The sequence below is a fragment of the Caulobacter sp. GW821-FHT09B11 genome, assembly GCF_059418205.1.
In genome coordinates this window covers 1-14,630 of record NZ_JBWKPK010000017.1, presented here as the reverse complement: position 1 = coordinate 14,630, position 14,630 = coordinate 1, and the positions used below count along the sequence as shown (strand labels likewise).

General features: G+C 69.6%; 12 protein-coding genes. 9 read left to right on the top strand and 3 right to left on the bottom strand.

Annotated features, from left to right (window positions below; all coding sequences use genetic code 11):
* Window positions 1-8: 8 nt before the first annotated feature.
* From AC07N1_RS14020 to AC07N1_RS13980, 9 genes are all read left to right on the top strand, one after another.
* A complete protein-coding gene (locus AC07N1_RS14020) occupies window positions 9-680 on the top strand; it encodes a response regulator (RefSeq protein WP_110121948.1) in 672 nt (223 codons plus the stop codon).
* On the top strand, window positions 677-2,155 hold the full coding sequence (locus AC07N1_RS14015) for an ATP-binding protein (RefSeq protein ID WP_494672371.1): 1,479 nt from the start codon (window positions 677-679) through the stop codon (window positions 2,153-2,155). The genes AC07N1_RS14020 and AC07N1_RS14015 overlap by 4 nt, the downstream gene beginning before the upstream one ends.
* A gap of 83 nt (window positions 2,156-2,238) precedes the next feature.
* Window positions 2,239-2,451 (top strand): hypothetical protein, encoded by a 213-nt coding sequence (locus AC07N1_RS14010; RefSeq protein ID WP_494672370.1) that lies wholly within the window; start codon window positions 2,239-2,241, stop codon window positions 2,449-2,451.
* Between the two features lie 76 nt (window positions 2,452-2,527).
* Window positions 2,528-4,807, top strand: coding sequence for a DNA topoisomerase IV subunit A (gene parC, locus AC07N1_RS14005; protein ID WP_494672369.1), 2,280 nt, complete (start codon window positions 2,528-2,530; stop codon window positions 4,805-4,807).
* Between the two features lie 87 nt (window positions 4,808-4,894).
* Window positions 4,895-6,313, top strand: a complete 1,419-nt coding sequence (locus AC07N1_RS14000; protein ID WP_494672368.1) for a serine hydrolase domain-containing protein — start codon at window positions 4,895-4,897, stop codon at window positions 6,311-6,313.
* Between the two features lie 95 nt (window positions 6,314-6,408).
* Window positions 6,409-6,660, top strand: a complete 252-nt coding sequence (locus AC07N1_RS13995; RefSeq protein ID WP_198577380.1) for a DUF3297 family protein — start codon at window positions 6,409-6,411, stop codon at window positions 6,658-6,660.
* Window positions 6,661-6,691: 31 nt separating this feature from the next.
* Window positions 6,692-6,931: a hypothetical protein gene (locus tag AC07N1_RS13990; protein WP_494672456.1), complete on the top strand. Its 240-nt coding sequence runs from the start codon at window positions 6,692-6,694 to the stop codon at window positions 6,929-6,931.
* Window positions 6,932-7,013: 82 nt separating this feature from the next.
* A complete protein-coding gene (locus tag AC07N1_RS13985) occupies window positions 7,014-7,904 on the top strand; it encodes a hypothetical protein (protein WP_494672367.1) in 891 nt (296 codons plus the stop codon).
* A gap of 213 nt (window positions 7,905-8,117) precedes the next feature.
* A complete protein-coding gene (locus AC07N1_RS13980; protein WP_494672366.1) occupies window positions 8,118-8,648 on the top strand; it encodes a MarR family winged helix-turn-helix transcriptional regulator in 531 nt (176 codons plus the stop codon).
* Here AC07N1_RS13980 and AC07N1_RS13975 read toward each other — a convergent pair.
* The 3 genes from AC07N1_RS13975 to AC07N1_RS13965 all read right to left on the bottom strand — a co-directional run bounded on the left by AC07N1_RS13975 (window position 8,597) and on the right by AC07N1_RS13965 (window position 14,219).
* Window positions 8,597-9,634 (bottom strand): P1 family peptidase, encoded by a 1,038-nt coding sequence (locus AC07N1_RS13975; RefSeq protein WP_494672365.1) that lies wholly within the window; start codon window positions 9,632-9,634, stop codon window positions 8,597-8,599. The genes AC07N1_RS13980 and AC07N1_RS13975 overlap by 52 nt on opposite strands.
* Window positions 9,635-9,781: 147 nt before the next feature.
* Window positions 9,782-10,762 (bottom strand): sensor histidine kinase, encoded by a 981-nt coding sequence (locus AC07N1_RS13970; RefSeq protein WP_494672364.1) that lies wholly within the window; start codon window positions 10,760-10,762, stop codon window positions 9,782-9,784.
* Window positions 10,763-10,937: 175 nt separating this feature from the next.
* Window positions 10,938-14,219 carry a TonB-dependent receptor gene (locus AC07N1_RS13965; protein ID WP_494672363.1) on the bottom strand — a complete coding sequence of 1,094 codons (3,282 nt, stop codon included), beginning with the start codon at window positions 14,217-14,219 and terminating at the stop codon, window positions 10,938-10,940.
* Between the last annotated feature and the right edge of the window lie 411 nt (window positions 14,220-14,630).

The window sequence follows — 14,630 nt, the reverse complement described above, 5'->3', positions numbered from 1 at the left end:
GATGGGGGATGCGCATCCTGTTGGTCGAAGACGACGCGCCGCTGGCCGAAAGCATCGCCCAGGCCCTGCGCGAAGAGCAGTTCGCCGTCGATATCGCCGCCGACGGCGAGACCGGCGCGCACCTGGGCTCGACCGAAACCTACGCCGCCGCCGTGCTCGATCTGGGCCTGCCCAAGCAGGACGGCCTGTCGGTGCTGCGGTCCTGGCGCGAGCAGAACCGGCCGCTGCCGGTGCTGATCCTCACCGCCCGCTACGGCTGGACCGAGAAGGTCGAGGGCTTCAAGGCCGGGGCCGACGACTACCTGACCAAGCCCTTCCGGGTGGAGGAACTGGTCATGCGGCTGCGCGCCCTGGTGCGCCGCGCCGCCGGCCATCACGGCCCCAAGATCGCCTGCGGACGGCTGACCTACGACGCCCAGCTGGGCGGGTTCGAGTTCGACGGCATGCCGCTGAAGCTGACCAGCTTCGAGTGGCGGGTGCTGTCGTGCCTGATCCTGCGCAAGGAGGTGGTGGTCGAGCGGATGGACATCCTGGAGCAGGCCTACGAGGGCGACGCGGGCGGCGACTCCAACTCGCTGGAGGTCATCGTCGGCCGGCTGCGGCGCAAGATCGGCCACGAGATGATCGAGACCGTGCGCGGCCGCGGCTATCGCCTGACCGCCGGGGGCGAGCCGTCGTGATCGCCTCCCTGACCTCGATCCGCGCCCGGCTGCTGATCAGCGGCGTGCTGTTCACCATCCTGGCGGTGGTGCTGGCGGCCCTGACCATCCAGCCGACCCTCGACCAGTTCGTCCGCCGCAGCGTCGACGCCAGCCTGGAATCGCAGATCTCGGTGCTGGCCCGGGCGGTTAAGCCCGACGGCTCGCTCGATCAGGACCGCATCCAGTCGGTCGGTCCGTTCGTGCGGCGCGGGGCGGGCTGGGCCTGGGTGGTCAAGGGGCCGGCCGGGACGCTGCGCTCGCAGACCGTGGCGATGATGGACCCGCGCCAGAGCGGCGGCCCGTCGCCCTGGCCCAAGGCCGAAGGGCCTCGCCCCGATCGTGATCGCCCGCAGGGCGGGCCGGGACCCCAGGGCGACCGCCCCCAGGGAGAGCGTTCGGCGCGCGACGGCCATCTCGAAAAGCCGCCGACCGGTCCGCTGAAGGAGTCGCGCCGCTGGCGCTCGCGCAGCGGCTGGAACGAGAGCTTCTATTTCCGCACCCTGACGGTGAACTCCAGCCGCGGCCCGGTGGTGATCACCGCCGGCGCGCCGCGCTACATCCGCGACCGCATGCGCGACGAGGGGCTGCGGCCGCTGCTGCTGTCGCTGTCGGTGCTGGGCGTGGGCCTGCTGGCGGCGATGATCGGCCAGCTGGAGCTGGGCCTGCGTCCGCTGCGCAAGCTGGGCGCCTCGCTGGCGGCGGTGCGAGGCGGCGAGCAGCAGCGCATCGAAGGCCGCCAGCCCAAGGAGCTTGAGCCGGTGGTCGCCGAGCTGAACGCCTTGCTCGACCACAATGAGGCGGCCCTGGCCAAGGCGCGCAGCCACGTCTCCAACCTGGCCCATGGCCTGAAGACCCCGCTGGCGACCCTGGCCGTGCGGCTGGCCGAGCCGGGACGCGATCCCGACGGCAGCCTGGCCAGCCTGATCGCCCAGATCGACGGCGCGATCGGCCATCACCTGGGCCGCGCCCGCGCCGCCTCGCCGGGCGCGCCGGGGCGTCCGGCCCTGCACGTCAAGCCGCGCCTGGAAGACCTGGTCGCGGCGCTGTCGCGCATCCATGCGGCCGCCGGCGTGCGGGCCGAGCTGGACATTCCCGACGATCTCTTCGTGGCCTGCGATCCGCAGGACTTCGACGAGATGACCGGCAACCTGCTCGACAACGCCTGGAAGTTCGCCGAACGGACCGTGCGCGTGAGCGCCGGCCGTGACGGGGGCAGGGCGGTGCTCGTCATCGACGACGACGGCCCGGGCCTGACCAACGAAGCCGCCGCCGCCGCCCTGGTGCCGGGCAGCCGCCTCGACGAGCGGGGGCAGGGGCACGGCTTTGGCCTGTCGATCGCCCTGGAGCTGGCCGAGCTGCACGACGGGGCGTTGACCCTTGGCCGCGCCCCGATCGGCGGACTGCGCGCGACCCTGGCCCTGCCGGCTCGGGGCGGCGAAACCGTCGAGACCTGACGCGGCGATCCCAATCCCGTGATCGGTCGGCTGCACGACTAACAAGCCCATTCGATCTGCTACGCTTGCGGCGAGGGCTGTTGATGAAAACCTTTACGTTCGTTTGTCTGGCCGCGAACCAGGTCGCCACGGCCGTCGATATCCAGGACCTGGACGAGGGCGCCTATCGCAGGCACGCCCTGTCGCTGCTGCGCGACCACGCCAGCGCCGAGACCATCGAGGTGTGGCGCGACGAGGCGGTGATCGACCTCATCGAGCGGGCGGGAGCCGTTATCGGGGCGTCGGCGGTCGGCTAGGCGGTAAAAAGCCTCACGCGCCTCGAATCGAGGGGGCGACATCTGCTAGGCTGGCGGGCCGAAACGAATCTGATTGATGAACAAGCCCGTCCTTCCTCCCCCCGGCGGTCCCGGCGACGGCGACCGCATTCTCGAAGAGCCGCTGACCGAGGCGCTGTCCAAGCGCTACTTGGCCTATGCGCTGTCGACCATCGGCTCGCGGGCGCTGCCCGACGTGCGCGACGGCATGAAGCCGGTGCACCGGCGCGTGCTCTACGCCATGAGCAACATGCGCCTGAACCCGGAGTCCGCCGCGCGCAAGTGCGCCAAGGTGGTCGGCGAGGTGATGGGTAACTTCCACCCGCACGGCGACCAGTCGATCTACGACGCCCTTGTGCGCCTGGCCCAGGACTTCTCCCAGCGCATCCCGCTGGTCGAGGGGCAGGGCAACTTCGGCAATATCGACGGCGATAACGCCGCGGCCATGCGTTACACCGAATGCAAGATGACGGCGGCGGCGACGCTGCTGCTCGACGGCATCGACGAGGACGCGGTCGACTTCCGGCCCACCTATGACGGCCAGGACGAGGAGCCGGTGGTTCTGCCGTCGGGCTTCCCGAACCTGCTGGCCAACGGTTCTGCCGGCATCGCCGTCGGCATGGCCACCTCGATCCCACCGCACAACCCGGCCGAGCTGATCGACGCCTGCCTGCTGCTGCTCTCCAATCCCGAAGCCACGACCGCCGACATCCTCGAGCGCGTGCCTGGTCCGGACTTCCCGACCGGCGGCGTCATCGTCGAGCCGGCCGCGTCCTTGCTGGAAACCTACGAGACCGGTCGCGGCGGCGTCCGCACCCGCGCCAAGTGGGAGAAGGAAGAGACCGGCCGCGGGACCTACCAGATCGTCGTCACCGAGATCCCCTATCAGGTGAAGAAGTCGGATCTGGTCGAGCAGCTGGCCGACCTGATCGAGAGCAAGAAGGCCGCCCTGCTGGGCGACGTCCGCGACGAGAGCGCCGAGGACATTCGTCTCGTGCTTGAGCCGAAGTCCAAGAACGTCGAACCCGAAGTGCTGATGGAGAGCCTGTTCAAGCTCTCGGCGCTGGAGAGCCGGTTCTCGGTCAACATCAACGTGCTGGACGCGCGCGGCACGCCGGGCGTCATGGGCATCAAGCAGGCGCTGATGGCCTTCCTGGCCCACCGCCGCGAGGTGCTGACCCGCCGGGCCCGCCACCGCCTGGCCAAGATCGAAGCCCGCCTGCATATCCTCGATGGCCTGCTGATCGCCTACCTCAATCTCGACGAGGTGATCCGCATCGTCCGCTACGAGGAAAAGCCGAAGGAAAAGCTGATCGAGACCTTCGGGCTCTCGGATATCCAGGCCGACGCCATCCTCAACACCCGCCTGCGCCAACTGGCCAAGCTGGAGGAGATGGAGATCCGCCGCGAGCACGCCGAACTGGTGGAAGAGCGCGACGGCATCCTGGCCATGCTGGCCAGCGACAAGAAGCAGTGGGACCTAGTCGGCACGGGCCTGCGCCAGGTGCGCGCCACCCTGCTGAAGATCAAGCACCCGCTGGACAAGCCGCGCCCGACCGGCGTGACCGGCCGCTCGGTGTTCGACGTGGCCCCGGTGGTCGACGCCGACGCCGCCATCGAGGCGATGATCGTGCGCGAGCCGATCACCATCATCCTGTCCGAGCGCGGCTGGATCCGCGCCGCCAAGGGCAAGATCGAGGATCCGTCGGAGCTGAAGTTCAAGGAAGGCGACAAGCTCGGCTTCCTGGTGCCGGCCGAGACCACCGACAAGCTCCTGCTGTTCACCTCGGACGGCCGGTTCTTCACGCTGGGCTGCGCCAACCTGCCGTCGGCGCGGGGGCACGGCGAGCCGGTGCGGATGATGATCGAGCTGGACGACAAGGTGAAGATCATCGACGTCTTCCCGTTCAAGGCCGGCCGCAAGCGCATCCTGGCCTCCAAGCAGGGCTACGGCTTCCTGCTGCCCGAGGAGGAGGCCCTGGCTAACCGCAAGGCGGGCAAGCAGGTGCTGACGGTCGACGCCGCCGGCGCGGCCTTCTGCCTGGAAGCGGTGGGCGACCAGTTCGCCGTCGTGGGCGACAACGGCAAGATCCTGATCTTCCCGCTGGAGGAGCTGCCGGAGATGCCGCGCGGCAAGGGCGTCAAGCTGCAGGCCTACCGCGAGGGCGGACTGCGCGACGGCCTGTCGTTCAACGCCGAGACCGGCGGCTACTGGATCGACTCGGCCCTGCGCCGCCGCGACTGGGCCGACTGGCAGACCTTCGTCGGCCGCCGGGCCGGCGCCGGCAAGCTGGCGCCCAAGGGCTTCCCGACGTCCAAGCGGTTCAAGCCCAAATAGGCTCGAGTGATGTGATATGGGCGAGGGCGTAGCGCGCGTAGGTCGGCGCCATGCTCTCGCCAACCACCTGTGAGATAAGTCGAAACCATGAGCTTGTGGCGCAAGTCCGTCGGAGCCCTGGCCGGGTTCCTGGGTCTGGCCGCCGCCCATCCCGGGGTGGCGGGCGGCCTGTCGCGCGCCAAGCCCGAGGCCGCGGGCTTCTCGTCGGAGAAGCTCAAGCGCGTCGACGAGACCATGCAGCGCCTGGTCGACCAGGGCCAGATCGCCGGCGGCGTGACCCTGCTGGCCCGCCACGGCAAGATCGTCAGCGAGCAGGCCTTCGGCAAACGCGCGCTGGAAGACGTCCAGCCGATGCCGGCCGACGCCATCTTCCGCATCCGCTCGGAGACCAAGCCGGTCACCGGCGTGGCCATGCTGATCCTCTACGACGAGGGCCGCTGGAAGCTGGACGACCCGGTCACCAAGTTCATTCCCGAGTTCGAGAACCTGCGCGTCGCCAACGGCGTCGACGCCAGCGGCCGGCCGATCCTGTCGCCGCTCAGCCGCCCGCCGACCATGCGCGAGCTGATGACCCATACGGCCGGCTTTGCCTACGGCATCGCCGACGATCCGGGCAGCCTGGCCGACCAGGCCTACTACCGGGCCGGCGTGCTGCAGTCGGACTCGCTGTTCTCGATGGTGCAGAAGATCTCCGGCCTGCCGATGTATTCAGAGCCCGGCAAGCTGTGGCGCTACAGCGTCGCGGCCGACATCCAGGGCCTGATCATCGAGCGCCTGTCGGGCCAGGCCCTGCCGGAGTTCATGCGCCAGCGGATCTTCAGGCCGCTGAAGATGAAGGACACCGCCTTCTGGACGCCGCCCGACAAGCTGGCGCGGCTGGCGGCGATCTATGACGCGGACCCCGTCACCGGCAAGCTCATGCCCGCCGTCGAGGGCGGCTGGCGCGACGTCACCCGGCCGCCTCTGGCGCCGTCGGGGGGAGGGGGCCTGCTGTCCACCGCCCAGGACTTCGCTCGGTTCGCCCAGATGATCCTCAACGGCGGCGACCTGGAAGGCGTGCGCGTTCTCGAGCCGGCGACGGTGGCTATGATGCGGCTGAACCACCTGCCGCCCAGCTTCCAGGTCACCACCGACGGCACCTCGAACGTGCTGAAGCCTGGCCAGCAGCAGAAGGCGTTCCCCTTCGCGCTGGGCATGGGCTACGGCATCGACGTGGCGGTGGCGGTCGACCCGGCCGCCTCGGGCGCGCCGGTCGGGCCCGGCACGATCAGCTGGGGCGGCAGCGCCGGCACCTGGTTCTGGATCGACCCGGCCAACGACCTCTTCTTCATCGGCATGATCCAGCGCCTGGGCGGGGTGGGTCCCGGCCTCGACGCCGAGACCCGCAAGTGGGTCTATCACGCGCTGGAGAGGCCGCTGGTGCGCCAGGCCGCCAACACGCCTTCCAAGACGCCGGCCGGCCCCTCGAAGGGCGCGCCGACCGGCCGGGCGCCGGCCTCGCGCTGAGGCCTTCACCCCAACCGCTTGGTTTTCCCGATTTTCCTCGTTATCACGCCCGCTTCGGCGAGCCCGCTCGCCTCCAGACTTCGAAAGCCCATCCGATGAGCGATACGCCTCCCGACCGCCTGTCCGCCAATCCCGACAGCCCCTTCTACGACGCCGCCGCCATGGAGCGGGGCGTGGGCGTGCGCTTCAAGGGCGTCGAGAAGAACAATGTCGACGAATACTGCGTCAGCGAAGGCTGGGTGCGGGTGACCGCCGGCAAGACCGTCGACCGCAAGGGCAACGCCATGACCATCAAGCTGCAAGGCGAGGTCGTGCCGTACTTCCGCGACGAAGCCCCGTCCGAGTAGGACGCTGGTGAGCGATCCCGATCTCCAGGCCATGGCCGACGACGAGCTGTCGCGGGCCATGACCCTGTCGTGGCGCGAACTCTCGAAGGTGATTCCCTGGGGAGACACCTTCGAGGGCCTTTCGCCGGCCGGCCGCAACGTCGAGGTCGAGCGCAACTACCTCTGGGCCGCCCAGGAAGGCGGCGACATCCTGTGCGAGGTCGCCGTCTACGGCGGCGCGAGCCGCTACGACCAGGGCGCCCGCGCCCGAGGCGTGATTTCCCGCCGCTGAAGCCAACCTTCGCCGTGCAAGCGTCGCGCGCATGCGTTAACCATAACGCTGCTCGTCGAATGGCGCTTGCGGGAGGGGTGGGGTGTATCAATCCGAGTTTCCGGTCGAGACGCCGGTCCCGATCTTCGATCCGACCCTGCTGGCCGGCATCGTCCTGATCGCGCTCGCGGTCGCCGCCCTGGCCTATTGCGCGGGACGCTTCACGGGCCGCAAGGGCCGGGACGAGCGCTGGCGCGACGTGCCCAAGACCATCCACAAGGCGATCCTGGCCCGCTGCGTGGCCGCCACCAGCGCGCCGACGGGCGAGCTGCTGCGCCGCGCCGAGGAACTGGTCGCCGAGGTCGACGCCCGGGTCGGGGCGCTGATCGAGTTCGGGGCCGGCGGCAAGGCCCTCAAGGCGCTGAGCAAGGCCTGCGTCGGCGAGTTTCCCAAGCCCGAGGCCAAGGCCGAGCACAAGCCGAAACCCAAGCCCAAGGTCTGCACCTGCGGCGGCCAGGCTGGTCACGACGAGGCCAAGGCCGGTCATGATCCCCACGCCAAGCCGCATGAGCCGACCGCGTGCAGGGCGCCCGCGCCGTGCCAGTGCGTGATCTGCTGCGCGCCGGTCACCATCGGCGGCCTGGCCTTGGCGACGCCGCAGGTGAAGATCAGCAGCAAGCAGACAGTGATCATCAACGCCGCCGCCAGCCCGGCGCAGGCCGTCGCGCCGCACCGCTGCACCTGCGGGGCCGACGCCCATGGCAAGGATCACGACGACCACGAGCACGACGAGGACAAGCCCGAGCCGCCGCTGGAGTGGACCGAGCATATGCGCCGCCTGCGCCTGGTGGTGGTCGAGTTCGCCGACGTCTGGAACAGCCCCGACAACCTGCGCCTGCTCGAACGCTGCCAGAAGCAGCTGACCCAGACCGAGCCGGCCCCGAAGTCCGCCCACGGACACGACGACGGCCACGGAAGCGGTCACGGCCACTAACGGCGCCGCTTGGTTGGGCGCGATTAGGTGCGTATGCTCACGGCAAGGGCGAAATACCCGGTTTCCGCCACGGTCGAGGGCGGACGATTGAGAGCGTTTCCATCGCGGCGCCAGATCGACCGGCGCTCGCGGTGGGTTGCCACAGCGTGATTCGGCGTAGAGACGGCTCCGTCTTCGCGGGCCGCGGGCCGAAGCAGGAGGAAAGGAAAAGGCATGGCCGCGACGGTCTCATCCCTGACGCCGGGTTCGCCGGACGCCGCCAGTGAGCAGCTGTCGCTCTCGGACTATGTGCCGTATCGCCTGGCGACGGCCTCTAGCGCCGTCAGCCGCCTGATCGCCCGCGCCTACGAGGACCGCTTCGGCCTGTCGATCCCGCAGTGGCGACTGATGTCCACCCTGATCGAAGGGCCGCTGACCCAGCACCAGGCCGTGGCGCGCACCGCCATGGACAAGGTTCGCGTCAGCCGCGCCGCCCAGGACCTGGTCGAGCGCCGCCTGGTGGCCCGCATCACCAACCGCACCGACCGCCGCTCGCACACGCTGGAACTGACCGCCGCCGGCCGTCGGCTGTTCGCCGAGATCCGTCCGCTGGCCCTGGCCTACGAGGCGGCCCTGCTGGCCGGTCTGGCCCCCGGCGAGGTGGCGACGCTGAAGCGCCTGATGGGCCGGCTGGAAGCCGCCGCCGTACAGCTCTACGGCGCCGACGCGCCGCCTGACGCCGCCCCGCCGCCCGCCGAAGACTGAGCCTCGAAGACGCCGCGGGCGATGGCCCGCGCCAGGGTGTCGGCCGCCGCCGAGCCCAGACGGGCCAGCGCCACGGCGCGTCCGGGACCGTCGCCCAGCGCCTGAGCGCCCGAGGCCAGGGCGAAGACCACGTCGCCGTCGAAGGGCGTGTGGACGGGCCTTATGGCCCGCGCCAAGCCGTCCTGCGCCATCATCGCCAGCCGCGTGCACTCGGCGGTCGTCAGGTCGGCGGTGACCGCGACCACGGCCAGGGTGGTGTTGGCGCCTTGCGTCAGCCGTCCCAGGGCCGCCAGCTTGGAATTATCGGGAATGGGCTCGACCTCGGTTGGAGCGTCGGGCGCGGGGCGGGCGCCGCCGAATTCGCCGTCGATCTCCCAGGGCCAGGCCCAGAAGGTCTCGCCGTCGGCCATCCGCACCGAGCCGACCGGATTGACCGCCGCCAGGGCGCCGACCACCAGGCCCTCGCCCAGATCCAGCGAGGCGCTGCCGATGCCGCCCTTGGCCAGGCCCGCCATGGCGCCGACGCCGGCGCCGGCCGAGCCCTGGGCGAAGTCCTCGCCCGCCGCCGCGGCGGCCTCGATGCCCAGCCAGCGGTAGGGCGGGTCCAGGCCCCAGTCCTTGTCGCCGCCATTGCCCAGGTCGTGCAGCACGGCCGCCGGCACGATGGGGATGGCCGGCGAGGTCGGGGCCAGGCGGATGCCGTGTCCGGCCCCCGACAGGGCCGCGACCACGCCGTCGGCCGCGCCCAGGCCGAACACCGAGCCGCCCGACAGGCAGATGGCGTGGGCCTTGCTGAAATTGTTCTCCGGCTTCAGCACGTCGATCTCGCGCGTGCCGGGTCCGCCGCCGCGCACGTCGACGCCCGCCGTCCAGGCCTCGGGGCAGAGCAGGGCGGTGACGCCGGAGGCCACGGCCTCGTCCTGGGCGTGGCCCACCGTCAGGCCCGCCACATCGGTGATCAGGTTGCGCGGACCGGGACGGGGCATGGTGGGCCTGATGCTGTGAGGATGGGCCCGACCTTTTGAGACGAAAACCTCGTCCTTCGACAAGCTCAGGATGAGGTTTTTCCTGCGCGACGGTCGCCTACGGTCCTCTTCCTGAGCCTGTCGAAGGACGAGGACCGCTCGCCGGCGCTAGGCCGCCGTCGGCGTATAGGTCAGGCGACAGACGGTCCAGCCGTCGACGCGGGCCATGGTGAAGGCCCCGCCCAACTGCCGGGCCATGGCGTGGACGATGCGCAGGCCCAGACTCTGCGACCTGGCGGGCTCGAAGCCGTCCGGCGGCCCGGCGCCGTTGTCGCGGATGGTCAGCACGTGGTCGGCGCCGTCCTGTTCCAGGGCCACGACGATGCGGCCGTCCGAGCCGGGCGTGAAGGCGTGCTCCAGGGCGTTGTTGAAGCATTCCAGCATGACCAGGGTGACGGGGGTGGCCTGTTCGGGATGCAGGGGCGTCTCGCCGCCCTCGACCCGCAGCGCGTGGCGGGCGCCGGCCGCCTGGCTCGCGTCGTCAAGCAGGGCTTCGGCGAAGGACCGGAAGGGCGTCGGCTCGCCGGTCTGGTCGTGCAGCTGGCGCTGGATCTTGGCGATGGTCTCGATTCGGCCGCCGGCCTCGGTGAGGGCGTGGCGGGCGTCCTCGTCCTTCACGCCCGACGATTGCAGGCGCAGCAGGGCGCCGACCACCTGGATGTTGTTGCTCACCCGGTGGTGCATCTCGCGATAGAGCAGGTCGCGGCTGCGGGCCAGATCGGCCAGGCTTTCGCGCTCGACCGCCAGCTTGCTCATCGCCTGGCGCATCCCGTCGATGAAGAAGATGTCGACCGCCGTGACGAAGACGTAGAACGAGATCGCCACCATCGTCGCGAAGTCGAACCGGAAGCCGTTGTACGGCGGGATGAAGAAGTACCAGGCCGCCAGGCCCGACAGGGTCGCGCACAGGATCGCGGGGCCGCGGCCGGCGAAATAGGCGGTCAGGACGATGGCCGGGAAGAAGGTCAGGTACGGAAAGCCGGGCGGGAACCAGCTGTTCAGCGCCAGGCGCACGAAGAAGGCGGCCGCGGCGGCGGCGACCGCCAAGGCATAGCGCAGAGCGATCGAGGGCGAGCCTACGCGCGACATGATTTTCGAAAAGGCCCCGACTCGGACGGCGTCGAACGCTCACGTCGCCGTTGGCGGAACTATTTCCCAAAACAAGTTTCGGGTCACGCAAATCCCGATCGTCGCGCTCCGAATACGGAAAGGCCCGCTCGTCTTGCGACGGGCGGGCCCTGCGTGATCACCCTTGGGTGGAGGATCAGAACTTCTTGCTGGCGTTCAGGTACCAGTAGCGGCCGGTCGAATTGGCCAGCGAGCCGTAGTAGCCGAAGTTCGACGAGTTCAGCGGCGGATCCTTGTCGGCGATGTTGCGCACGCCGAGGCGGAAGGTCGTGCCGTCCATGCGGCCGCCGTTCTTGAAGGCGTACTGGCCGTAGAGGCTGACCGTGGTCCAGTCGTCGACCTCGTAGTAGCGGCCGCTCACCTGGGTCACGCCGGTGTCGTAGACCGAGCCGACGTAGTTGACGAAGGCGCCGGCGCCCCAGCCGTTCTTGCGCCAGGTCATGCTGACGCTGCCGCGGAACTCGGGATTGCCGTCCAGGCGGATCTGGCTGCCGGCGCTGGAGATCGTCAGGCCCGACAGCGTGCCGTCGGCGACGGCCTTCATCAGGATCTGCTCGATCGGGCTGGCGGCCTGGTCGTACTTGGTCAGCTTGGCCACGTTGACGGTGACGCCGAAGTCGCCCCAGGGGGTATCGTCCAGGTCGTAGTCGACGCTGAAGTCGACGCCCTGCAGGACCCGCGGCTGCAGGTTCATGTAGGTGTCGTTGATGTAGGAGATCGTGCCGACGGTGTTGGTGCCGGTCGCGGCTTCACGCACCACGTTGGGGTTCGAGCCGCCCTGCAGGCGCAGCAGGTAGTCGTAGGCGATCTGGTTGTAGCCGCCCAGGATGCCGATGACGTTCTTTTCGCGGATCGACCAGAAGTCGGTGGTCAGGGTGATCTTGCCGAACTCGATCGGGATGAAGCGCGGCTGGTAGACGAAGCCGATCGAGGCGTTGTCGGCTTCTTCCGGCTTCAGGTCCTTGTTGCCGATGCGCACTTCCAGCGTGCTGGCGCTGGAGCAGGTGACGGCGTTGATCCGGCAGGCGGCGTAGTCGGTGCGGCTGTTCGAGACGGTCGCGCCTTCGCTGTAGAACTGCGGCAGGTTCGGCGCGCGGAAGCTCTGCGACACCGAGGTGCGGAACGACAGGCCCTGGCCGACCTTCCACAGCAGGGCGCCCTTGGGCTTCAGCACGTTGCCGAAGTCGGAATAGTACTCGTCGCGGGCGGCGAGCTGCAGGGTCACTTCCTCGACGAACGGGATGTTCATGTCCGACGAGATGATCGGCACGGCCAGTTCGCCGAAGATCGACGAGATCTGGCGGTGGGCCGAGACGTCCGGCGCCGCCGAGGCGCCCATGACGTCGCTGCCGTAGGTCACGCCCGTCACCGAGTTGGTGTAGGTGATCGTGCCGTCCATGCGGTCGTCGCGGTCGTCGCTGAAGGTCTCGCGACGCCATTCGGCGCCCAGGGCCACGCCGACGTCGCCGCCGGGCAGGCTGAACAGGTCGGCCTTGTTGACCTTGAAGTCGGCCAGGGCCAGCGAGGTCTTGCTGATCCGGTAGACGTCGATCAGGAACGAGTTGATCGTCGCCTTGCTGTTGGGCGTGCCGTCCTCACCCGAATAGTTGGTCAGCGAGCCGCCGTTGAACGGGTTGTAGGCGGTCGAGCCCGTGCGGTTCACGGCCGCCTGGAAGAGGGTGTTGCTGATGGCGTTGTGGGTGGCGTCCTTGGTGTTGGCCTCGGAATACAGCACCGCCGATTCCCACTTCCAGCCGTTCCACTTGCCCTTCACGCCGCCCAGCAGGCGGAAGTTGTTGTCGGTGACGGTGTAGGTGCGCGGACCCGCATCGACCGGACGATAGGTGGTGATGTTCATCGCCAGGCCGGTGGTCGGCACGCCCGTCAGGCCCGAGAGCCGGTTGGGGTTGGCCGAGCCGTCGCTGAGCGTGGTCGGGCCGAAGGGGTTCCAGTAGGCGTTGGCGGCGATGCTGATCGGGGCCGACGACAGCGGGGCCGACTGCTCGCGCTGGCCGGTGAACAGGGCGTGGTAGAAGCCGGCTTCGCCGAACAGGGTCAGGCCGTTGTCCAGGTCCTTCTCGGCGGTCGAGAACAGGTTGGTGCGCTCCAGCCCGCCCTTGAGGGTGCGCTGGGGGTTCTCGTCGTAGCGCAGCACGCGGTCGGTCGTGCCGGTGATGGTGCCCGACTTGATGCAGAGGTCGCCGCTGAGCGTGGCGCTGCTGCAGCCGGCGGCGGTGTTGGACACGGGCTCGATGTGGAACACGCCCGACGAGGTCAGGGCCGTGCCGTTCTGGCGGACCACCGTCGACGACGGGATCACCGTGAACGAACCCCAGGGGCTGGAGGTCGAGCGGTTGTCGAAGCTGGTCGAGCCGGCGAACAGCGCGTCGTCGATCTGGCTGCGGTGATCCTCGCTGGCGGCGTAGTCGCGCTCGGTGGCCATCATCCGGCTGTGCGCGGTGTAGTTGCCGAAGAAGGTCAGGCGCGTGCCGTCTTCCAGACGCGTGCCGGCCTTGATGTTGACCGAGCCTTCGCGATAGCCGGTGCCTTCCGAGCCGCCGACCTGGCTTTCGATCTTCAGGCCCTGGAACTTGGTGTCGAGGACGGTGTTGACCACGCCGGCCACGGCGTCGGTGCCGTAGATGGCCGCCGCGCCGTCGCGCAGCACTTCGACTCGCTTGACGCCCGAGACGGGCAGGGCGTTGGTGTTGGCCGTCTGCACCGGAACGAAGTTCTCGGTCTGGGTGCCGGGGTGCAGCACCAGGCGGCGGCCGTTCAGCAGCATCAGCGTGTTGCCGGTGCCCAGGTTGCGCAGGTTGATCGACGAGACGTCGCCGCGGGCGTCGTTGAGGTTGCCGGTGGTGCGGGCTTCCTGGAACTGGACGTCGCCGGCCTGCGGGATCGAGCGGAACAGCTCGTCGCCCGACACCGCGCCGGTGGCGACGATCTCGGCCTCGCCGACCACGGTCACCGGCAGGGCTTCGGTGGTCCGGGCGCCTTCGATCTGGCTGCCGACGACGATGATGGCTTCGACTTCGGCGACTTCTTCGGGAGCCGCTTCAGTCGCGGCGGCTTCCGACTGGGGGCGGGCGGCCGGGGCGGCGCGCAGGGTGATGGTCTTGCCGTCGTCCGAGGCGACGACCAGGCCGGCGGCTTGCGCCAGGCGCATCAGCGCCTCGGCGTCCGGCAGGTCGCCGGTCACGGCCGGGGTCTTGCGGCCGGCGGCGGCCTCGTACGGGAACAGGACCTGCTTGCCGGTCTGCTTGGCGTAGGTCTGCAGTGCCGAGACGGCGTCCTGCTGCGGGATGTTGAAGGTATGGCGCGAGCCCTGGGCGGCGGCCTGACCGGCGATGGTCAGGACGGCGGCCGAGGCCAGCAGCAGGCCGCGGACGGTCCGGCGGCGTTGATCGGTACGCATGGACAAGCTCTGGAGTCCCCTTTGTCCGCCGCGCCCCCTCGACGCGACGTTCTTACCGGCTTCGACGGGGGGCGTTACGGAAACCTCCAGTCGGCGAGCAAAATTTGTGGCGGCGGTGTGACGGGTGTGGCGCGGGGGCAACGGATGGGCGAGACCCTCCCCTCTGGGGGAGGCGGCCGAAGGCCGGTGGGGGACGGTTTCAGCTTTCGAGGTGGCGGTCGGCTTCCCACTCACTCCCCCCTCCGATCGCTGCGCGATCGCCTCCCCCACAGGGGGAGGTTCCTTGGATGCGGACACGGCTTCTCAGGCTCCCGCGCGAAGGCGCGTTAGGTCGGGGAGGCGCGGAGCGGCCGGGCGGAGCCCGGAGACCGTGATGTGTTTTAGCGTTTCGGCTTCGTCAGACCGCTCCGC

Coding starts and splice junctions, on each gene's coding strand:
- AC07N1_RS13980 (WP_494672366.1), top strand. CDS start 8,118: ATGGCCGCGACGGTCTCATCCCTGACGCCGGGTTCGCCGGACGCCGCC.
- AC07N1_RS13965 (WP_494672363.1), bottom strand. CDS start 14,219: ATGCGTACCGATCAACGCCGCCGGACCGTCCGCGGCCTGCTGCTGGCC.
- AC07N1_RS13970 (WP_494672364.1), bottom strand. CDS start 10,762: ATGTCGCGCGTAGGCTCGCCCTCGATCGCTCTGCGCTATGCCTTGGCG.
- AC07N1_RS14000 (WP_494672368.1), top strand. CDS start 4,895: ATGAGCTTGTGGCGCAAGTCCGTCGGAGCCCTGGCCGGGTTCCTGGGT.
- AC07N1_RS13990 (WP_494672456.1), top strand. CDS start 6,692: ATGGCCGACGACGAGCTGTCGCGGGCCATGACCCTGTCGTGGCGCGAA.
- AC07N1_RS13975 (WP_494672365.1), bottom strand. CDS start 9,634: ATGCCCCGTCCCGGTCCGCGCAACCTGATCACCGATGTGGCGGGCCTG.
- AC07N1_RS13995 (WP_198577380.1), top strand. CDS start 6,409: ATGAGCGATACGCCTCCCGACCGCCTGTCCGCCAATCCCGACAGCCCC.
- AC07N1_RS14020 (WP_110121948.1), top strand. CDS start 9: ATGCGCATCCTGTTGGTCGAAGACGACGCGCCGCTGGCCGAAAGCATC.
- parC (WP_494672369.1), top strand. CDS start 2,528: ATGAACAAGCCCGTCCTTCCTCCCCCCGGCGGTCCCGGCGACGGCGAC.
- AC07N1_RS14010 (WP_494672370.1), top strand. CDS start 2,239: ATGAAAACCTTTACGTTCGTTTGTCTGGCCGCGAACCAGGTCGCCACG.